The organism is Mesorhizobium sp. M2A.F.Ca.ET.042.01.1.1, from assembly GCF_003997405.1.
Lineage (GTDB): Bacteria > Pseudomonadota > Alphaproteobacteria > Rhizobiales > Rhizobiaceae > Mesorhizobium.
In genome coordinates this window covers 1-20,892 of record NZ_RZRX01000103.1, presented here as the reverse complement: position 1 = coordinate 20,892, position 20,892 = coordinate 1, and the positions used below count along the sequence as shown (strand labels likewise).

The 20,892-nt window shown below is 63.7% G+C and carries 16 protein-coding genes and 1 pseudogene; 14 read left to right on the top strand and 3 right to left on the bottom strand.

Going from position 1 to position 20,892, the window contains the following annotated elements; genetic code table 11:
- The 7 genes and pseudogenes from EOA23_RS17310 to EOA23_RS17280 all read left to right on the top strand — a co-directional run.
- Positions 1–628: pseudogene (locus EOA23_RS17310) on the top strand (glycosyl transferase family A); the annotation flags it as partial.
- A gap of 124 nt (positions 629–752) precedes the next feature.
- Positions 753–1,130 carry a hypothetical protein gene (locus EOA23_RS17305; RefSeq protein ID WP_042645206.1) on the top strand — a complete coding sequence of 126 codons (378 nt, stop codon included), beginning with the start codon at positions 753–755 and terminating at the stop codon, positions 1,128–1,130.
- 132 nt (positions 1,131–1,262) lie between these two features.
- The gene (locus EOA23_RS17300; RefSeq protein ID WP_126063036.1) at positions 1,263–2,135 is read left to right on the top strand and encodes a glycoside hydrolase family 16 protein; all 873 of its coding nucleotides are present in this window, start codon (positions 1,263–1,265) and stop codon (positions 2,133–2,135) included.
- 182 nt (positions 2,136–2,317) lie between these two features.
- On the top strand, positions 2,318–3,649 hold the full coding sequence (locus EOA23_RS17295; protein WP_126063035.1) for a UDP-glucose/GDP-mannose dehydrogenase family protein: 1,332 nt from the start codon (positions 2,318–2,320) through the stop codon (positions 3,647–3,649).
- Positions 3,650–3,684: 35 nt separating this feature from the next.
- Positions 3,685–4,767, top strand: a complete 1,083-nt coding sequence (locus EOA23_RS17290) for a glycosyltransferase (protein WP_127305023.1) — start codon at positions 3,685–3,687, stop codon at positions 4,765–4,767.
- 351 nt (positions 4,768–5,118) lie between these two features.
- Positions 5,119–6,285, top strand: a complete 1,167-nt coding sequence (locus tag EOA23_RS17285; protein ID WP_127305022.1) for a glycosyltransferase — start codon at positions 5,119–5,121, stop codon at positions 6,283–6,285.
- A complete protein-coding gene (locus EOA23_RS17280) occupies positions 6,285–7,751 on the top strand; it encodes a lipopolysaccharide biosynthesis protein (protein ID WP_127305021.1) in 1,467 nt (488 codons plus the stop codon). The genes EOA23_RS17285 and EOA23_RS17280 overlap by 1 nt, the downstream gene beginning before the upstream one ends.
- On the opposite strand, the gene EOA23_RS17275 is transcribed toward EOA23_RS17280, so the two are convergent.
- Positions 7,647–9,032, bottom strand: coding sequence for a polysaccharide pyruvyl transferase family protein (locus EOA23_RS17275; RefSeq protein WP_127305020.1), 1,386 nt, complete (start codon positions 9,030–9,032; stop codon positions 7,647–7,649). The two genes, EOA23_RS17280 and EOA23_RS17275, sit on opposite strands and share 105 nt — an antisense overlap.
- Before the next feature lie 270 nt (positions 9,033–9,302).
- Here EOA23_RS17275 and EOA23_RS17270 point away from each other — a divergent pair, with 270 nt between their 5' ends.
- The 6 genes from EOA23_RS17270 to EOA23_RS17245 all read left to right on the top strand — a co-directional run bounded on the left by EOA23_RS17270 (position 9,303) and on the right by EOA23_RS17245 (position 16,871).
- Entirely contained in the window at positions 9,303–10,469 is a 1,167-nt protein-coding gene (locus EOA23_RS17270; RefSeq protein ID WP_127305019.1) for a glycosyltransferase, read from the top strand.
- Positions 10,470–10,492: 23 nt separating this feature from the next.
- Entirely contained in the window at positions 10,493–11,482 is a 990-nt protein-coding gene (locus EOA23_RS17265; RefSeq protein ID WP_127305018.1) for a glycosyltransferase family 2 protein, read from the top strand.
- Positions 11,482–12,420 (top strand): glycosyltransferase family 2 protein, encoded by a 939-nt coding sequence (locus EOA23_RS17260; protein WP_042645100.1) that lies wholly within the window; start codon positions 11,482–11,484, stop codon positions 12,418–12,420. The genes EOA23_RS17265 and EOA23_RS17260 overlap by 1 nt, the downstream gene beginning before the upstream one ends.
- Positions 12,410–13,396, top strand: a complete 987-nt coding sequence (locus EOA23_RS17255) for a glycosyltransferase family 2 protein (RefSeq protein ID WP_127305017.1) — start codon at positions 12,410–12,412, stop codon at positions 13,394–13,396. Before EOA23_RS17260 ends, EOA23_RS17255 begins: the two co-directional genes overlap by 11 nt.
- Before the next feature lie 29 nt (positions 13,397–13,425).
- The gene (gene galU / locus EOA23_RS17250) at positions 13,426–14,322 is read left to right on the top strand and encodes a UTP--glucose-1-phosphate uridylyltransferase GalU (RefSeq protein ID WP_127305016.1); all 897 of its coding nucleotides are present in this window, start codon (positions 13,426–13,428) and stop codon (positions 14,320–14,322) included.
- A 167-nt stretch (positions 14,323–14,489) separates the two neighbouring features.
- Positions 14,490–16,871: a polysaccharide biosynthesis tyrosine autokinase gene (locus EOA23_RS17245; RefSeq protein ID WP_127305015.1), complete on the top strand. Its 2,382-nt coding sequence runs from the start codon at positions 14,490–14,492 to the stop codon at positions 16,869–16,871.
- Positions 16,872–16,915: 44 nt separating this feature from the next.
- On the opposite strand, the gene EOA23_RS17240 is transcribed toward EOA23_RS17245, so the two are convergent.
- Both EOA23_RS17240 and EOA23_RS17235 read right to left on the bottom strand, forming a co-directional pair.
- Entirely contained in the window at positions 16,916–17,629 is a 714-nt protein-coding gene (locus EOA23_RS17240; RefSeq protein WP_245474223.1) for a metallophosphoesterase, read from the bottom strand.
- A gap of 456 nt (positions 17,630–18,085) precedes the next feature.
- Positions 18,086–19,993 (bottom strand): propionyl-CoA synthetase, encoded by a 1,908-nt coding sequence (locus EOA23_RS17235; protein ID WP_127305013.1) that lies wholly within the window; start codon positions 19,991–19,993, stop codon positions 18,086–18,088.
- A 457-nt stretch (positions 19,994–20,450) separates the two neighbouring features.
- Here EOA23_RS17235 and EOA23_RS17230 point away from each other — a divergent pair, with 457 nt between their 5' ends.
- A complete protein-coding gene (locus tag EOA23_RS17230; protein ID WP_127305012.1) occupies positions 20,451–20,738 on the top strand; it encodes a PqqD family protein in 288 nt (95 codons plus the stop codon).
- Positions 20,739–20,892 lie beyond the last annotated feature (154 nt).

Genomic DNA, 20,892 nt, shown 5'->3' with positions numbered 1-20,892 from the left:
CGCCGCGCAGGACGCGCCGCCTTTCGCCGCCGATCCGGAATTCCTCGATTTCGAGCGCTTCATCGACGGCAATATCTCGCGGCGCCGCGTCCTGCGCGGCGAGCTCGGCTTCCTCAAGCCGGTGATCAGCCGGGCTTTCCTCGAACGGCACGGGCTGACTTACGATGAAAACCTGCGTCTTGGCGAAGACTACGAGCTCTATGCGCGCGCTGTCGCCAGCGGGGCGCGGTTCAAGATCATCAAGTCCTGCGGCTATGGCGCGATCGTGCGCGCCGATTCGCTGAGCGGCCGCCACAAGACGCAGGATCTGAAGCGCCTTGCCGATGCCGATCTGGCGTTGCTTCAGATCGACCATCTTCCCGAACGCTCGAAGGCGGCATTGCGGCGCCACGAGCGTCATGTCCGCGACAAATACCGGCTGCGCAACTTCCTCGACGTGAAAGCCGAGCGCGGCTTGGCGTCGGCCGCGGCTTACGCCTTCGCCAGCCAGTCGAATTTGATCCCGATCGTTCGTGGCGTCGCCACCGACAAGCTCGACGCGCTGTTCCGCCGCACCGGCATTGCTCCAAGGCAGCAAGTGCCGCCGATGCGCTTCCTGATGGCGGCAAGCAGCGCCGCAAACGAGTGATTCCGTATCGTCCCGGAAGCCGCCGGCCCTCAAAAAATCCGCATTCGCAAAACTATGATGTTGCCTAGTCGCCGCGGGGGTGGCAGTCTATGCTGCAATGCAGCAATTTCGAAAGGCCGGCAAGATGGCTTCGATTTTTGGCTTCAGATCCCGGGATCCGGCTCGTGACCGGCAGACCGATCTCCAGCGTTTCGACCGGCTCGCAAAGCTGTTCGATCAGATCGCGGCCGAGATCGAGACGGAGAAAACGGGTTTGGAGAATCGCTACAGGTCGACGGCGGCCAACGCGGCCTTTCTGGTCGAGGCGATGGAGAATGGTTCGGCATCGGCCAGCAAGGGATCGGATGTCAGCGTGATGACCAACTCGATCCTGAACTGCGAGCGGCGCATTGCGGAGCTCGCTCGCCAGAAAGGCCTGGTGAAGGAACTGCGCCGGTCGCTCGACGCGATTGTCGAGGATGGCGCCGATCGGTCTGCTTCGCAGTCCGCGGCAAGAGGCTGACGGCGCCCGCAGGCGTCGTCATCGGTACGAGACACTAGAGGAGTTCAAAAGGGCGCAGGATCAGAGGCGGCTCGCTCGCTCGAGCCAAGAATGACTTTGGGTTGGGGCGGAACAACACAAGGTGAGTTTGTTATGAATGCAGATCCCAAGAACCCCTCCACCGTGGCGGCTTGCGAGATGTCGCATGCGCCGGGGAGTGGATTAGCCAGCCTGCGGCTCGGCGCGGCCGGCCTCCTGGTTGCAGTCGCGGCGACCCTGCATCCCGCGCATGCGCAAGGGACCCAACCAGAGCTGAAAAGCGCGCCGTCCTTCGTCGACAATTTCTCCAATTTCAATCAGTCCCGCTGGTTCGTCTCGGACGGCTGGACCAATGGCGCCCATCAGAACTGCACCTGGTCGAAGGATCTCGTGCGGCTTTCCGATGGCGTGCTGTCGCTGAGCTTCGAAAAGCGCAAGCTGAAGGACCGCGAGTTCGCCTGCGCCGAGATCCAGACCAAGCAGCGCTACGGCTACGGCGTCTATGAGGCGCGGATGAAGACCGGCGCCGGCTCCGGCCTCAACGCGGCCTTCTTCTCCTATATCGGCCCGCAGGACAAACAGCCCTGGGACGAGATCGACTTCGAGGTCCTCACCAAGGACCCCTCGAAAGTGCAGGTCAACAGCTACATCCAGGGCAAGCCGAAGAACGCCAAGCTGGTCGACGTCGCGGGCGGCGCCGACAAGGGCTTCAACGATTACGGCTTCGTCTGGGAGAAGGACAGGCTGCGCTGGTACGTCAACGGCAAGCTCGTCCATGAGGTGACCAACCCGGACGAGCTGCCTACCCACTCGCAGAAAATCTTCTTCAGCCTCTGGGGCAGCGACAAGCTGACCAACTGGATGGGCGCCTTCGTCGATCCCGGCAGCAAGGTCACCATGCAAGTCAAGCGCGTCGCTTTCACCGCTTTGGGCCAGCCATGCCAGTTTCCGGAATCGCTGGCATGCAGCATAAGTAACAGCAACTGAGCATGATCCCCGAAAGTGAGACCCGGTTTCGGGACAAGATCATCCGGAAATAACCAATCATGATCCCCAAAAATCGGAACCGGTTTTGGGGATCATGCCGAACCAGCCGGGCCGTTGGGCCTGGGGACATCTGAACCAGCCGGGCCACTTTGTGGCCCGGCCTTTGACAGGAATAGAACCAAATGAATTTGACGGTGTTTGGGATTGGCTATGTCGGTCTCGTCCAGGCCGCTGTGCTGGCCGAGGTCGGCCACGAGGTGGTGTGCGTCGATGTTGACGAGAAGAAGGTGGAGCGCCTTAACCAGGGCCTGATCCCGATTTTCGAACCGGGCCTCGAAAGCCTCGTCAAGGAAAACCACGCGGCCGGCCGCATCCGCTTCACCACGGATGCGGCAGCGGCGGTCAGGCATGGCCAGATCCAGATGATCGCGGTCGGCACGCCGCCCGGTGAGGACGGCTCGGCCGATCTGAAATATGTGCTGGCCGTCGCCGAGACCATCGGCCGTGAGATGGACAGCGCCAAGATTGTCGTCGGCAAGTCGACCGTGCCGGTCGGCACTTGCGAAAAGGTGAAGGCCAGGATCGCCGAAACGCTGAAGAAGCGCGGCCGCGAGGACCTCGCCTTCGACGTCGCCTCGAACCCCGAATTCCTCAAGGAGGGCTCGGCGGTCGCTGATTGCATGAAGCCGGACCGCATCATCGTCGGCACGTCCAGCGAGGATACCGAGATGGTGATGCGCGAGCTCTACGCGCCGTTCAACCGCAACCACGAGAAGATGATCGTGATGGACGTGCGCAGCGCCGAATTCACCAAATACGCCGCCAACTGCATGCTGGCGACCAAGATCAGCTTCATGAACGAGATGGCCAATCTCGCCGAACAGCTTGGGGCCGACATCGAGGAGGTCCGCAAGGGCATCGGCTCGGATCCACGCATCGGCTACCACTTCATCTATCCCGGCCTCGGCTATGGCGGCTCGTGCTTCCCGAAGGACGTGCGCGCGCTGATCAAGACCGCCGAGGGCATCAAGTTCGACGCCAAGCTGCTGCGCGCCGTCGAGGAACGCAACAATGCGCAAAAGTCGGTGCTGTTCGACAAGGTCAATCACTATTTCAAGGGCGCGCTCAGGGGCAAGACGTTCGCCGTCTGGGGGTTGGCCTTCAAGCCCAATACCGATGACATGCGCGAGGCGCCGTCACGCACGCTGATGGAAGCGCTGTGGGCGGCCGGCGCCAAGGTGCAGGCCTATGATCCCGAGGCAATGCAGGAGTGCCAGGCCATCTACGGCCTGCGCGAGGACCTGCTGCTCTGCGGCACCAAGGAGGCGGCGCTGCGCGGCGCCGACGCGCTTTTGATCTGCACCGAATGGAAGAGCTTCCGAGCACCGTCCTTCGACGCGCTCAAGGATTCGCTGACCACGCCGGTCATCTTCGATGGCCGCAACCTCTACGATCCCAAGGTGATCGCGCGCTACGGCATCGAGTATTTCTCGATCGGCAGGATGGCGGCATGACGATGCCCGCGCGGGCACAGCAAGGAGCCTAGGCTATGAAAGTTCTATTCGCGGGCGGCAGCGGCTACACGCCGCAATTTAGCGGTGGCGTTCAGTCGAGCACGCATCATCTGGTCGAGCAGTTGCGCGAGCATGGCCACGAGGCCTCGGTGCTTGCCGCTTTGTTCGGCGACGGCTTTTTCGGCTTCAAGGCGCGCGCCAAGATGAAGCTGCTCCGCCAGCGCGCCGTCATGGATACGTTCCCAGGCTATCCCGTCGTACGGGCATGGTTCCCGTGGGAGGCGGCGGGCTTCGCGACCAAGCGATTGCGGCCCGACGTCGCGGTCGTCCAGTGTCACAAATCCGTGCCGATCGGCAAGGAATTGCAGGCCCTCGGCGTGCCGCTGGTCGTTTACCTGCGCAACGTCGAGTTCGACGAACTGGCCGGCGACCCGCGCGAATTGCAGTCAGCGCTCTACATCGCCAATTCGGAATTCACCGCCCGTGCCTACAAGGAGAAGTTCGATATTGAATCCACGGTGATTCCACCCACGATCAATCCTGCCTTCTACAGCACGCCGACAACCGGCGAGTTCGTGACGATGATCAATCCTTACAACGAGAAGGGTTTCGAACTGGCCGTCCAAATTGCCCGCGAATGCGCGGAAATCCCGTTCCTGTTCGTTGAGAGCTGGATGCTCGACGACGATCACCGGGCCGAGATCGAGCGGACGCTTGCTTCGCTCGGCAACGCCGTCCTCGAGAGCCGTACCAGCGACATGAAGACGGTCTACGGCCGCACGAAGATCCTGCTTGCTCCCAGCAAATGGGAAGAAGCCTGGGGCAGGGTCGCGTCCGAGGCGCATTGCAGCGGCATTCCCGTTGTCGGATCCCGGCGCGGCGGTCTCCCGGAAGCGATCGGCAACGGCGGCGTGATACTGGATTACGATGCTCCGCTCGCCGACTGGGTGGCTGCCATACGGCGGCTATGGACCGACAAGGCCGATTACGACAGGATGTCCGCGGCGGCTCGCCAGTTTGCGGAGCGGCCGCAGATGAACCCCGACAACCAGTTCGCGACGTTCATGGACGTCCTGAATCGTGCTGTCGAAGGACAGCCCCTTCGCAAGGCCTCCTGAGCGGGACTTCCGCGACACGAGGCGAAACCGGCACTTCGCAACGGTTTATGTTGCGATGCAACAATTCGTGCCGGCGCGGGCGCGGGACGAAAAGTCGAAAGCGCTGCATCAAAAATGTTGCAGTGCAGCAATTCCTATACTACCATCCCCATCGGGTGGGCCAACAGCGGTCGAATGAATGCTGCATGTCGTGTGCCTCAACTACGATTCCCATCCAGTTGCCCCTGTCGTGCGACTTTTCCTGACGGCTGAAGACGCGGCGCCGAAGTCCGCGGGCAAGGCCGGTTGCCTTGTTCAGGCCTGGTTGTGGGCGGGCTGCCCGATGAATCCCGGCGCGGGCGCGGGCCGAGAATGAGGATATGCTTCGTCGTCGACAAGTTCCCCTCCCTGTCGGAGACCTTTGTCCTTGACCAGATAGCAGGCTGCCTTGAGCGCGGCATGGAAGTCGGGGTCGTCTGCAACGAGACGACGTTCGGCAAGGACGCCAATGTCGACGATCGGCGCTGGAAGAGTCTGCCCGGAAAAGTCGTGTGCTGGTGGGGCTGGCTCGGCCGTTATCGACCCTTGCTGAGGAAATGGTCAGGCAAGTCTTGGGACAAGCTCTCGACCGCCATCGACCTCCTGTACGCGCGCAAATTGCACAAGGCCGATGTCATCGTCGCGCATTTCGGCACGAACGGCTTGCGGGTGGCGCGTGTCATCAAGCGTGGGCGGATTTCCGCGCCGCTGGTGACCGTCTTCCACGGCAACGACGTCGGCGGCCCGATGCATGACAACACGCTGGCGCGCTACAGGACGGTGTTCCAGAACGGCGTCCTCCAGATGCCGGTGAATGCCTTCTTTCGCGATGCCCTTATCGAGGTCGGCGCCCCGCCGGGCGAGGTCGTCGTGCACCATATGGGCGTTCGACCCGGCGAGATAGAATACCGGTGGCGATCCTGGAAGAATGAGACGCTGTCGTTCATTTCGGTCTGTCGTCTGACCGAAAAAAAAGGCGTTGAATATGCGCTTCGCGCGCTGGCCAGGCTGCCGCGTGATGACTGGAACTATTCGGTGATCGGCGCCGGCGAATTGCTGGAGCAATTGAAACGACTGGCCGCCGAGCTCGGCATCGCCGGGCGCGTCGATTTCCTTGGCCCCAGGCCGCATGCGGAGGTCAAGCAGCGCCTGCGGGACGCGCATGTCTTCGTGCTGCCCAGCGTAAGCGCTCACAACGGCGACCTCGAAGGCATCCCGGTCGCCCTGATGGAGGCGATGGCTGCCGGGCTGACGGTGGTCAGCACCTACCATTCAGGGATACCCGAACTGATCGAGGACGGGAAAACCGGCTTCCTCGCGCCGGAACGGGACGTTGCGGCGTTGGCCGCCAAACTCGTCTGGGTCGCCGACAACCCGGTCCTGTGCGAGCCGATCGCGATCGCCGCGCGGCGCAAGATTGAAACAGACTTCAATGCCGACGTGCTGAACCAGCAGTTCGCACGGATTGCAACTGAACTGGCCGGAACGAGAGCACACTGATGAACGCTAACCCGCCCCTGCCGCAGTTCGGACGCGTCGCCCTGCGCGGCGGGCTGGTCACTGCCGGTGCCCAGGGTTTCAAGATGGTGATCCAGTTCCTCTCGGTCATCATCCTGGCCCGGCTGCTGCTGCCGGAAGATTTCGGCCTTGTGGCGTCGGTGGGGCCGATCGTCGCCTTTGTCGGGCTTCTGCAAAATCTCGGGCTGCAGCAGGCTCTTGTCCAGCGCAAGGACATCAGCGACAGGCAGCTCAATCAGGTGTTCTGGATCAGCGCGCTGGTCGGATTGGGCAGCGCGGTGGTAGTGGCGGCATTGGCCCCGGCCATTGCCGGCTTCTACGGCGATCAGCGCATGTTAGGCATCACGGTCGCCTCCGCGCTGCCGTTGCTTCTCGGCAGCATCGCAGCCGTCCCGCTCGCCTTGATGAACCGTCACCTGCAGTTCGGCCAGCTGGCCTTCAACGATGTCATAACGGCGGCCGCCGGTCTTGTTGCCGCCGCCATCGCGGCCTGGGCGGGAATGGGATACTGGTCGTTGGTGCTGGGGCCGGCCGTGGCGGCGGTCGTTGCGCTCGGCGCCGCATGGCTGGTGGTGCGCTGGACGCCGTCGCGTCCGGACTTCAGGGTCGAGAGCGAGATCCTGTCGTTCGGCGCCAATCTGACCGGCTTCAATCTCGTCAATTTCTTTTCACGCAATCTCGACAACATCCTGATCGGAAAATATTCCGGAGCGATCGAGCTTGGCTACTATGACCGGGCCTACAAACTTCTCCTGTTTCCGCTGCAAAACATCACCCAGCCGCTGACGCGCGTGATGGTGCCGTTGCTCAGCCGCATCCACGAGGACAAGGTGCGGTTCCGCGATCTGTACGTGCGCACCAACTGGATGCTGGCGGCCGTGACCATGCCCGGCATCGCGGCGCTGACATTGACTTCCGAGCAGGTGGTCGCGCTTCTCTTCGGGCCGCGCTGGATCGCCGTGGCGCCAATCTTCGCGTGGCTGGGCATCGCCAGCCTGATGCAATCCGTATCGAGCACCACCGGCTGGATATTCATCTGCCAGGGCAAGACAAAGGCCATGTTCCAGTGGGGCGCCTACTCGTCGCTCACCACCGTGGCCTCTTTTGTCGTCGGCCTGCATTGGGGCGCCGTCGGCGTCGCGGCCGCCTACGCGATCAGCGGCTACGTTCTGCGCGTGCCGGTGCTCGCGGTCATGATCCACCGCGTCGGGCCGGTGACGGCAGGGGACTTCCTGATCATGCAGGGCCTTTTCATATTATCGTCCCTGCTTGCCTGGCTTGCCTATCTCGGCCTGCCAGCGTCCCTTACCGGCCAGTCGGACCTTCTCGCCGTCGTCCTGGCTTTATGCCTCGACTACGGGCTTGCCTTCGTCCTTATGGCGATCTTCCCCCAGCCGCGCAGGATACTGCTCACCACGCTTGCCAACATCGCGCGCAATCTGCGCTGATGCCTTGAGCATGAGAGGCTTCAGCAACTCCGCGGCAGACATCGCCGAAGCATGTTCCTCGAGCACGGCTTGGAGGACGGTGCGGCGGTAGTCTTCAAGCTTGCCGACGAACCGGCCGAGCTTTTCGGCCGCCTCCGGCGGGGTGACAGTGTCGATATCGAGCAGCAGATCGGCAACACCGATCCTCTTGGCGACTTCCTTGGTCTTGAACTCATAGGCGATCGGAAGCACAGGCGTTCCCACGCAGAGCGACATGATCATCATGTGCATGCGGGTCGCGACGACGAAGTCGAAACCCTTGACCAGAGCCATCAGTTGCTCGGGGGTGTGGAATGAAGCGTCCACGCTGACATTCCTCGCAATTTCTGGATCGAGCTCGGCGACGATCTTGCGTGCTGTCTTGGAATCGTCATGGGCATATTCCGGAACGCCCTGGCAGGTGGAGACAAAGGTCACCTGCTTGCCATGGTCCCGGACAAGGATGGTCGCGATCTCACGTACCGAATCGATATAGCGGCGCATCCCGTCTTGGCCGTCATTGACGTAGTTCCAGTGGCGGACGGAAATGGCGACGCGGCCCGTCTGCGCAGGCGGCTGAGCCGAGGCGAGCCGCTTGCCGATGCCGTCCGTGTCGGCAAGGGCAAACACGGCATCGGCCACCACGTGACATTTGCCCGGCTCCTTGACCATGTCCGCTATGTGGTGGCGGGAGCGCTCGTCGCGCAGCAGGATGAGCGGACTGCGATCGAAAATCGGGCTCAGTTCGCGTCGATTGTAAGGTTTGTTGAACGGACCGAGGGACTGCGTGAAGAATACGGGATCCTTGCCGATGGCCGCATCCAGGCGGAACTGGTTCAGTCGCCGTTCAAGGTTGTAGTTCTCGACCAGATAGGTGCCGCCAGTCGTGACCACGAGGTCGGCGTTCTGGTAGATATCGAGGCCGCGGCGGTCGCTCTCCTTGAAAAAAGCGCGGCCGAGAAGGCTGTCAGATCCGAAATTCCGCAGCACCTTGTGGACCAGCCGGTTGTAGTGCGGCTTGAGCCGATCTTTCACACCGCTTCCCGAAGGGTATCGGAAGAGGGTTTCCGACAGGAGCTTGTGAAATTCCAGGTCGGGGTAATCCTTCTTTGGATAGAGCCTCGCGGCGACCTCGGGCTGGCTGTCGAAGACGAAAAAGCGCAAGCCGTCGCCGGCGACAGTCCTCAGAATGTGGCGAATGGCCAGCAGGATCGCTGCGTCTCCCGTGTTCAGGCAGACCGTGTTCTCGACGATGATCTTCATCGCATCTCCTCATCTTGGGCAGGTTTCCGAAAAAGGCGGCCCCCTTGTCGCCCAAATGCCGGTATGTCGATCCGCAGTGCCTGTGCGCTCTCCGCCACCCTTCCGACGACCGACCGGTCGCCAACTGTTGCCGAGGACAGCTTAAGCTCAGGGCTTTTGCAGTGCAACAAAAAGCGCAATGCGCTTTGCTACGCCGCACCAAAATTGTTGCGATGCAGCAAAAGCTGTACTAGCATCCCCGATGGGTGGGCCGAACATCGGTCGAGTTTCATGCTGCATGTCTTGTACCTTGTGCATGACGTATCCGACCCGGCAGTGCGCCGGAGGGTCCAGATGCTCAAGGCAGGCGGCGCCGGGGTCACCCTGGCGGGCTTCCGCCGCACCACCAGTCCGGTCGCCGAGATCGAGGGTATCAGGCCTGTCGACCTCGGCGCGACACGCGACGGCCGATTCGCGCAGCGCCTCGGGGCGGTCGCCAAGGCGGCCATGTCGATCGGCGCGAAACTGGGCGCCATGCCCAGGCCGGATCTCATCATCGCGCGCAATCTCGAAATGCTGGCGCTTGCCCGCCGCGCCAATGCCGCCCTCGGGGCGAACGTGCCCATCGTCTATGAATGCCTCGATATCCATCGCCTGGTGCTGCGCGACGATTTTGTCGGCAGGACATTGCGCGGCGCCGAGCGTCGTCTCGCCCGTGACGTGAAGCTTCTGGTGACCAGTTCGCCCGCCTTCATCGCCAATTATTTCGAGCCCTTCGGGCAGATCGGCGCGCCTGTCGAGCTGATCGAGAACAAATATTTCGAGGCGGCATCCGTTGTCGCCGCGCAGTCTTTCGAGGACGACGGCCCGGCGACGCCGCCTTGGCGGATCGGCTGGTTCGGCGCGCTGCGCTGCCGCCGCTCGCTGAAGCTGCTGGCCGACTTCACCCGCCGGCAGGCGGGGCGTTTCGAGGTCGTGCTCAGAGGCCGTCCGGCGCTGTCCGAATTTCCGGATTTTCATGGTTTCGTCGAGGCCGAGCCCTGGCTTTCGTTCGGTGGCCCTTACCGCAATCCGGAGGACATGGCGGCCATCTACGGGGAGGTGCACTTCTCCTGGGCGATCGATTTCTTCGAAGCCGGCCAGAATTCCGAATGGCTGCTTCCCAACCGCCTCTACGAAGGCTGCCGCTTCGCCGCCGTGCCGATCTCGATGGCCGGCACCGAGACCGGCCGGTTCCTCAAAGGGCAGGACATCGGCGTGCTTCTGTCCGAGGCGACGCCCGAAGGTCTAGAGGCGATGCTCGGCCGAATGGATCAGGACAGATACCGCGCCCTGAAGTCGCGCGTGTTGGCCCGCAATCCACGGACCTGGAGCTACGACCGCAGCGACTGCGCGGCGTTCGTCGAAAAGCTGCGCGGCCTCACCGCCATGCCTTCGGCTTTCGCGGCGGCGGCATGATGGCAAAGGACGCGCAAAGACCCATGACGCAGGCAAATCCATCGATCCTGATTGTCATTCCCTGCCTCAACGAGGCGGCCCATATCGGCGGCCTGCTCGACCGGTTGCGGCCTGCGGCGGCACGGCTCGGCGGCCGCATCGTCGTCGTGGACGGCGGCAGCAGCGACGGCACGCAGGCCATCGTCGAAAAGATCGTGGCGAAGGATCCCCGGGTCATCCTGCTCGCCAATCCGAAGCGCCTGCAAAGCGCTGCCATCAATCTGGCGGTGGCGACCCTCGGCGAAGGCGCCGACTATCTCATCCGCATCGACGCGCATGGCGGCTATCCGGACGACTACTGCGACCGGCTGGTCGAGGACGCTTTGGCCACGGGCGCCGATTCGGTCGTCGTTTCGATGCTGACCGCCGGCACCGGGGCCGTGCAGAAGGCCGTCGCGGCGGCGCAGAATTCCAAGCTTGGCACCGGGGGGTCGAAGCACCGGCATATGTCCGAGGGCGAATGGGTCGACCACGGACACCACGCGCTGATGCGCATCGCAGCCTTCAGGCATGTCGGCGGCTATGACGAGAGCTTCAGCCACAACGAGGACGCCGAGCTCGACTACCGCCTGCGCCAGGCTGGCTACCGGATCTGGATGAGCGGCGGGACGCACATGATCTATTATCCGCGCTCGACGCTGAAGAGCCTCTATTTCCAGTATCTCGGCTATGGCCGCGGCCGCGCCAGGAATGTGCTCAAGCACCGCATGGTGCCGAAGGTCCGGCAGATGGTCCCGCTGCTGGTCGCGCCCGTGGTGCTGTTGGCCCTGTTCTCCGTCGTCCACTGGCTGGCGGCGGTGCCATTCCTTTTGTGGGCGGCGGTATGCCTCGGCTACGGCCTGGTGACGGCGGTGCGCCAGCGCAACGCCAGCATTGCGCTGGCCGGAGTTTCAGCCATGGTCATGCATTTCGGCTGGTCCGTCGGCTTCTGGCAGCAGCTTTTGACGCCGCGCTCGCAGCGCGAGGTGGCGTGATGGCCGGCCGCTCGATCGACATCTGCATCTGCACTTTCCGCCGGCCTGAGCTGGCCGACACGCTGCGCTCCGTCGCCGCCCTGGAGAAGCCTGAAGGTTTGGAGATCGGCATCGTCGTTGCCGATAATGACGATGAACCAGGCGCCCAAAAACTGGTGAAGGCGCTGGCCGAGGAATTGAAGCTGCCGGTCCGCTATCGCCACGCGCCGGCGCGCAACATCTCGATTGCCCGCAACGCCTGCCTCGACGCCAGCGTGTCGGACTTCGTCGCCTTCATCGACGATGACGAGACGGCGTCGCCCGGTTGGCTGGTCGAGTTGATGGCGACGGCCGATGCCACCGGCGCCGCGGCGGTGCTTGGGCCGGTGCGGGCGCATTATCGCCAGGACGCGCCGGACTGGATGCAGAAGGGTGACTTCCATTCCACCTTGCCGGTCTGGGTGCGCGGCGAGATCCGCACCGGTTACACCTGCAACGTCCTGCTCCGAACGACCGACGCGAGCCTGCGCGGCCGGCGCTTCAGCCTGGCGCGCGGCCAGACCGGCGGCGAGGATACCGAGTTCTTCGATGCCATGGTCAAGGCCGGCGGCCGCATCGCCTTTGCGCCGCAAGCCTTCGTCGACGAGGTCGTGCCGCGCGCCAGGGCCGCGTTCGATTGGCTGCGCCGTCGCCGCTTCCGCTTCGGCCAGACGCATGGCCATTTGATCGGCCACGGCGCCGGCGGCATCCGCCGCGCCGGCCAGGTCGGGCTGGCTTCGGCCAAGGCGGCCTACTGCTTCGGCATGGCTGTTTTGACCGCGATCAGCCCGGTGCGACGGAACCGCAGCGTGCTGCGCGGCATTATGCACGTTGGTGTCGTCTCCGGTTTGGTCGGCGTCCGTGAAATCCGCCAGTACGGCCTCACTTCGCCAGAACAAGGGAACAAGCGTGCAGCCTGACGTCAGCTTCGTCATCGCCGCCTACAATGCGGAGGCCACCCTCGACCGCGCCATCGCCGGCGCGATCGCGCAACTCGGCGTGACCGTCGAGGTCATCGTCGTTGACGACCAGTCGCGCGACGGCACGCTGGATGTGGCGCGCGCCTATCCCGAAGACATCGTCAAGGTGGTGGCGTTGCCGCAGAATCGCGGCCCAGGTGGCGCCAGGAATGCCGGCCTCGATTTAGCGCGCGGCCGCTGGGTGGCGGTGCTGGATTCCGACGACGCCGTTCTTCCTGGCCGTATGGCGGCGATGATCGCGCGGGCGGAAGCGGCCGGCGCCCACATCGCGGTCGACAATGTCCAGGTCGTGCGCGAGGACGGTACGCCCGACGACACCATGTTCCCGGCCGACTATCTCGAGGGCTTAAGCGAGATCTCGCTGGCCGATTATATCGAGGGCAATCTGGTTTTCGAATCGCGCTTCAATCTCGGCTATCTCAAGCCGGTCTTCCAGCGCCGCTTCCTCGACGACAACAAGCTGCGCTACGACGAGAAGCTGCGCATCGGCGAGGACTACATTCTGCTTGCAAGCGCGCTGGCCAGCGGTGGCCGTTGCGCTGTCGAGCCGACCGTCGGTTATGTCTACCATATCCGCACCGGCTCGATCTCACGGGTGCTCGAATTGCACCACGTCGAGGCAATGACGCTGGCCGACGCCGCCTTCGCTGCGGCATATCCCATGGACAGCACCGCGAAGGCGGCCTTCGCCCGGCGCGGCCGCAGCCTGCGCAAGGCGGCGTCGTTCCTGTCCCTGGTCCAGCACATCAAGGCGCGCGCGCCGCTCAAGGCAATCGGGGCGGCGCTCAGGGATCCGGCCGCGATCGGGCATTTGTCGATGCCGATCGCGGTCCGGCTCAGAAGGGTTGCGGCGCAGGTTCGCCGTGGGGGCGGGGAGATGAAGCATGCGGGCGATTTGATAGCCGGCGATAGGTAGAAATCTTTTTCTCTCAGAAGGAAGACCAGATGCAGAAAGTCAGGAAGGCAGTCATCCCGGTGGCGGGGCTCGGAACGCGGTTCCTGCCGGCAACCAAGTCCATGCCGAAGGAAATGCTTCCCGTCGTCGACAGGCCCGTCGTGCAATATGCCGTCGACGAGGCGTTCGAAGCCGGCATCGAGCACATCGTCTTCGTCACCGGCCGCAACAAGGCGGTTATCGAGGACTATTTCGACCTGCATCCTGAACTGATCGGCACGCTGGAACAGACCGGCAAGAAGGCGCAGCTCGAATCGCTGGAGAGCCTGCTGCCGGTGGCCGGCGCCACCTCCTTCATCCGCCAGCAGTCGCCGCAGGGCCTCGGCCATGCCGTCTGGTGCGCTCGCGACGTGATCGGCAACGAGCCCTTCGCGCTGCTGCTTCCCGACATGGTGTCCTTCGGCGCGCGCGGCTGCCTCGCCGAGACCGTCGATCTTTATCAGCGGACCGGCGGCAACGTCATCGCCGTCGAGCGCTGCGATCCCGCCGAAACCAGCAAATACGGCATTGTCGGCCGCGGCGACGAGGTCGGCTCCGGCTTCCAGGTCACTGAGATGGTCGAAAAGCCGGCGCCCGCCAAGGCGCCGTCGAATTTCTACATCAATGGCCGCTACGTGCTGCAGCCGGAGATCTTCGCGCTGCTCGGCAATCAGCAGCGCGGCGCCGGCAACGAGATCCAGCTCACCGACGCCATGGTGCGCCTCGCCCAGAGCCAGCCCTTCTATGCCCAGCCTTTCGATGGCCGCATGTTCGACTGCGGCTCCAAGGAAGGCTTCATCGAAGCCACCATCGCCTTCGCCCTGGCTCGCGACGACATGAAAGGCCCTGTCTTCGAAATGCTGCAGCAATTCGTCCGGTCGCATGAGCGCCGGGAAGTAGCCGCATAATGCCCATCTTTTGGGTGCATATGCGGTTTCGCGATGGCGCGACAGCCACTCAGGCGCCCGGGCCTTCAGGCCCGGCGCATCCTGGCAGCAACGTTGCGCGGTCTTTTCTGGTCACGACGCGGATCTACCAAGGCCGATAGCGCCTGCAACCTGGAATTGGACCGAACATGAATTATGCCAACTTCCCTCTCGACAAGAGGACGCCCTTGCCCAGTGCCGATCAGGAAAAGGGTGAAGACTTCATCGATGTCGAGCGTCTGCTTGGCATGGCCGCCCGTCAGGCCAAGGTGGTGGCGATCTGCGCCGCCATCGGTCTGGTCTTGGGCGTGATCTATCTGCAGACCACGCCCAAGCAGTATACGTCGGTGGCGAGCGTCCTGATCGACGGGGGCATGAACAAGGTCATGGACGACATCTCGGCTGCCAGCGTCACGCAGCAGACCGACGCGACGATCCTCAGCCAGATCGAGATCCTCAATTCGGCGCGGCTGGCGTCGGAGGTGGTCGACAAGTTGAAGCTCGACCAGAACCAGGACTTCATGAGCCCGCCTCAATCGGCTTTGGCCAAGGGCATCGGGTTCCTGCGCGGCATCGTCGGCTATTTCCGCGGCAATGCCGCCGATCAACTCCCCGGCATCCAGAATGTCGATGCCGCCACGCGCGAAGCCATGATCAAGGCCGCGACTCACGACTACGCGGTTCTTATGCTGCAGACAGGATTATCGGCCGATCGCGTCAGCCGCTCCAATGTCATCAGCATCAGCTACCAGGCGACAAACCCGGCACTCGCCACGGCCATCACCAAGGCCTATGCGGACGCCTATCTCGCCGACCAGCTCAACGCCAGCTTCGACGCCACCGAGCGCGCGGCCGTATGGCTGCAGGGCCGGCTGACCGAGTTGCGCGAAAGCTCGCAGGCCGCTTCGCTGGCGGTCGAGAAGTTCAGGGCCGAGCACGGCCTTTCCGCCAACAGCGACGGCCAGTTGCTGAGCGACAAGCAACTAGCCGACCTTAACGCCCAGCTCATCGTCGCGCAGGCCGATACGGCTCGCACCAGCGCCCGCTACCAACAGTACAAGGCGATCGTCGACAGCGGCTCGGAAAGCGCCTTCAACGATTCGGCCATAGCGGCTGACCAGCCGAGCAGCTCGGTCATCATCGGGCTCAAGACCCGCTATCTGGCCATTGCCAAGCGCCTGCAGGACGTCGAGACCAATTTCGGCAAGGATCACCCGCAGGCGGTCGCGCTGACCAAGGAAAAGGCCGATGTCTCGGCGCAGATCTTCGGGCAGCTGAAGCAGATCACCGAAAGCTACCGCAACGACTTCGAAGTGGCGCAGGCGCGCGAAACCGCGCTTCGCGACAAGATTTCCACAGCCGCCGGCAAGAGCTCGATCGACAATCAGTCGCAGGTGAAGCTGAAGGAACTTGACCAGCAGGCGCAGGCGCTGACCACGCTCTACCAGACCTTCCTCAGCCGTTATGAGGAAGCTTCGCAGCAGCAGTCCTTCCCGGTCGGCAAGGCCCGCATCATTTCCGATGCGACGATGCCGCTGGCGGCCTCGAGCCCTCGCACCATGCGTGTGCTGGCTCTGTCGCTGGTGCTCGGCCTGATGCTCGGCGCCGGTTTCGGCGGCCTCAACGAGTTCAACGAGCGCTTCTTCAGGACGGGCGAGGATATTCGTGATCGCGCCGGCCTGAAATTCCTCGGCTATCTGCCGACGATCGGCGGCGGGAGGGCCAAGGATTCCAAAGCCGACGACCTGCCGGCCGACGGCAAGGTGGCCAGCCTCTCCTCGGCAGAGAGGCGCGCGCGCATGCGCGTCAGCATCGATGCTCCGGCTTCGATGTTCGCCGAGACGCTGCGCAACGCCAAGATCGCCTTCGACGTCGTGATGGAGGACCGCGGCAGCCGGGTCATCGGCATCATTTCGGTGCTGCCGGGCGAAGGCAAATCGACGGTGGCTGCGAACCTCGCCGGCCTGCTTGCCGCAAACGGCGCCAAGACCTTGCTCGTCGACGGCGACCTGCGCAATCCTGGCTTGAGCCGCAGCCTTGGCATGGAGGCCGAGCAGGGCCTGATGGAGGCGGTGGTCAATGGCCAGACCTGGCAGTCGGTCGGCAAGGTCGACCGCCAGACCAAGCTTGCGATCATTCCAGCCGTGCTCCGTGGCCAGTTCTCGCACACCAGCGAGCTGCTGGGCTCCGCCGGTATGCGGCGCTTTATCGAGAACGCCAAAGAGACGTTCGAGTACATCATCGTCGACCTGCCGCCGCTCGGACCCGTGGTCGACGCCAAAGCCTTCGCGCCGCTGGTCGACGGCTTCGTGCTGGTCACCGAATGGGGCCGCACGCCGCGCAACATGGTGCGCTCGATGCTGGAATCGGAGCCCTATATCGCCAACAAGGTGATCGGGGCGGTGCTCAACAAGGTGGATTTGAAGAAGCTGGCCAAATACGGCGCGCTCGGCGGCTCGGAAAGGTTCTTCGACCGCTACTCGAGCTACTATCTGGAGAAGTCGGAAGCGCGCGCCAAGCAGGCTGCCTGACGTGGAACAGGATCAGGGCGGTTCAGCCCGAAACGTCGAATTGCCTAATCCCGTGAGGACAGCAGCCGACCGTATTTGCCGACGATCCTGAGCGCGGTCAGCCGCCCGGTCTGGAAGGCGCCGGTGTCGATGTCGAGCCGGCGCCCGTCGAGCTTTGGGACGTCGACGATCGTGTGCCCGTGCACCACCCAGCGGTCGAGCCGGTGTGCCGCCTCGAAGAACTCCTCGCGGATGTTGAGAAGGTCGCCCTCGTCCTGCGCCTCCAGCGCGATGCCGGGCCGGATGCCGGCATGCACGAAGACGAATTGGTCGGAGCAGACCATTGCCGGCAGCGAGCGCAGGAAGTCGACATGGCTGGCGGGAATGGCCTCGCGTATGCGCGCGTCCGCCTGGGCGCTCGAACCGTAGAGGCTAATCAGCCGGTCGGGGTCGACGCCGTAGGAGAACAGGGTCTCGCGGCCGCCATAGCCGAGCCAGGTTTCACGCGAGAGATGTCCGTCCAGATAAAGGAGCAGCGCGACTTCATGGTTTCCCACCAGACAGACGCGCTGAAAGCCCCTCGGCGGCGGCGCCATCAGATGGTCGACCACGCGCCGCGAATGCGGCCCGCGATCGATATAGTCGCCCAGCATGATGATGATCTTGCGGCCGCGGAACTGCTGCGCGTCGAACTCGATTTTCTGTTCCAGCGCGCGCAGTTCGTCATAACAGCCATGCACGTCGCCGATCGCATAGACGATCGTGTCGCGCATATCCATCACAAGGCGCTCGCGCGGCGCGGGTCGAGGGCGTTTCGATCGTTGGAACAGGCTCACGGATTGAGGCTCGGATACTTGCACTGATTTGCGCCTCGATATCATGTCGAATGCAAACAATTCCACACCGGCGGTCCAGGCAGCCAGACGAGCGGTTCCCCGCTTCCACGAAACCGTAGACCCCTCTCGGCGGGCTTCAACAGATGACGGAACAGGGTGGGATCGAGCGGCGGCAGCACACGCGGCTCGCCGACGGCCTCTACCGGCCGATTCACGGCGACGGTAGCAAGGCATCGCGGTGTGTCGACGCCGCCGAATGTCGTCTCTTGTTGAGCCATGCCGTGCCTTCGGTATGGCCCCCCAGGCAAACTTAAAGTCTGATGCTGCATCGCACAACAAGCGATTGCAGCGCGGGGGAAACTGGCTAATACATTATTAACGCGGCCGTCTGCCGGGCTGCTACACTCCGATGCCGCGGCCCTTCAACGCCGCCGTGATCTCGTCGAGGATCGCGGGGTCGTCGATGGTCGCTGGCATCGCCCATTCCTCCTTGTCGGCGATCTTCTGCATCGTGCCGCGCAGGATCTTGCCGGAACGGGTCTTGGGCAGCCGCTTGATCGTCACCACGGTCTTGAAGGCGGCAACCGGGCCGATCCGCTCGCGCACCAACCCTACGACCTCGCTTTCGATCGCGCCGCTGTCGCGCGCCACGCCGGCATTGAGCACGACGAAGCCGAGCGGCACTTGGCCCTTCATGGCGTCGGCGATGCCGATGACGGCGCATTCGGCGACGTCGGGATGCGCGGCCAGCACCTCTTCCATGGCGCCGGTCGAGAGACGGTGGCCGGCGACATTGATGATGTCGTCGGTGCGGGCCATCACGTAGAGATAGCCGTCCTCGTCCATCATCCCGGCGTCAGCCGTCTTGTAGTAGCCGGGGAATTCTTCCAGGTAGGCCTGGCGGAAGCGGGCGTCGGCATTCCACAGCGTCGGCAGGCAGCCGGCGGGCAGCGGCAGCTTGACCACGACATTGCCGAGCGTGCCGCGCGGCACTTCGTGGCCGGCATCGTCAAGGATGCGGATGTCATAGCCCGGCATCGGCACGCCGGGCGATCCGTATTTCACCGGCAGCAGCCCGAGACCGGCCGGGTTGATCGTCATCGGCGAGCCGGTCTCGGTCTGCCACCAATGGTCGATCACCGGCCGATCGAGCTTCTGCTCGGCCCATTTGATCGTCTCGGGGTCGGCGCGCTCGCCGGCGAGGAACAGCGTGCGGAACTTCGACAGGTCGTATTTCGGCACGAACTCGCCCTTGGGGTCCTGCCCCTTGATGGCGCGGAACGCGGTCGGCGCGGTGAACAGCGCCACGACGCCATGCTCGGAGATCACCCGCCAATAGGTGCCGGCGTCCGGCGTGCCGATCGGCTTGCCCTCGAACAGGATACTGGTGCAGCCATGCAGAAGCGGCCCGTAGACGATGTAGGAATGGCCGACCACCCAGCCGACGTCGGAAGCCGCCCAGAACACTTCGCCGGGCTTGACGCCGAACTCGTTGTCCATGGTCCACTTCAGCGCGACCATATGGCCGCCATTGTCGCGCACGATGCCCTTCGGCTGCCCGGTCGTGCCGGAGGTGTAGATGATGTAGAGCGGGTCGGTGGCCAGCACCGGCACGCAGTCCACATTGGCGCCGGCTGCGCGCTCGCGGGCGACCGCATCGGCATAGTCGATGTCGTAATTGTCCTTCATCTCGCAGCGCAGTTGCTCGCGCTGCAGGATGAGGCAGGCATCGGGCTTGTGCTTCGACATCTCGATCGCCTTGTCGAGCAGCGGCTTGTAGGCGACGATGCGACCGGGCTCCAGGCCGCAGGAAGCGCTGACGATCAGCTTCGGCTTGGCGTCGTCGATACGGGTGGCGAGCTCATGCGAGGCGAAGCCTCCAAACACCACCGAATGGACGGCGCCTAGCCTCGCGCAGGCCAGCATCGCAATCGCCGCTTCCGCCACCATCGGCATGTAGATGATGACGCGGTCGCCCTTGCCGACGCCGCGATGCCGCATCACCGAGGCCAGCGCCACCACCTCGCGCTTCAGTTCGGCATAGGTGAATTTCCGGATCGTGCCGGTGATCGCGCTGTCATGGATCAGCGCCAGCTGGTCGGCGCGGCCGCCCGCGACATGGCGGTCGATCGCATTGTAGCAGGTGTTGCAGGAAGCGCCGACGAACCAGCGGCCATAGACGCCTTGCGCCGGATCGAAGACCTTTTCGGCCGGCTTGTACCAGTCGATCGCCTTCGCCGCTTCGGCCCAGAATCCTACGGGGTCGCGTTTCCAGCCCTCATAGACTTCGTGATAGCGTGAGGCCATCGACATTCCCTCCCAGGACATTTTTTTGCCGTCTGGGAATAGCCTAAGTCGCTTTCATAGGCCATGTCTTCCTGACTTTCGTCGATATCGCCCGTCAAGCTCCCCTGTCCGGCGCGGCCATGACGTCGCCGCTCTTGCTGTCCGTGATGTAAGCCGGCTTAGAGCGGCAGCGCCGCCAGCATCAGCCCGACGCCGCCGACGATCAGGATCGCCGCCGCAAGCGCCTTCCGATGGCGTTCGAACGCCGTCGGAGCCCGTTCCCAGTTGTAACGCATACAGATCACTCCCCCAAAACCCGGCGGACTCATAGCTTACGCAAGGGCAGGAAGGCAAGACCTCGGTAGTATTGCCCCACGGCGGGCCGCCCGGCACGGCCTGTCGTTCCCTCCGCCGTCCATGGCGATGGACAGCCTCGCGGTGCCGCGCTATTTGCTCCCGGGCGAAGGGGAGCGGGCGCATGGCCGAGATTGGTTCCAAAACGGTGCTTCGGATGGCGGACGATGCGTCGGTACAGCATGTCGGCGATGGCGCCGTCGTGCTGTTGGCGCGCAGCGGCCAGCTCTACACTTGCAACGACACGACCGAGGCTTTTCTCGACAAGGTTGATGGCGCGCGCAGCCTCGACCAGATCATCGACCTGTTGTCGGACGAATTCGAGGTCGACAAGGCAACGCTCGACGAGGATATGGCTGAATTGGCGGCCGATCTGGTGGCTGAGGGTATCCTCGCCGACCCGGGCATGTGATGACCGACGGGCCGGTCCTGCGCGCCCTGTTCCGTGCCCATTTGTGGCTCAGCGCCCGGCTGCTGCCGGTGCTGGTTGGCCGGCGCGATTTCGAAAGCGTGTTGAAGCTGGCGCCGCTGCGCTCGCCCATGCCCTATCGTGACCTGCCCTGGAC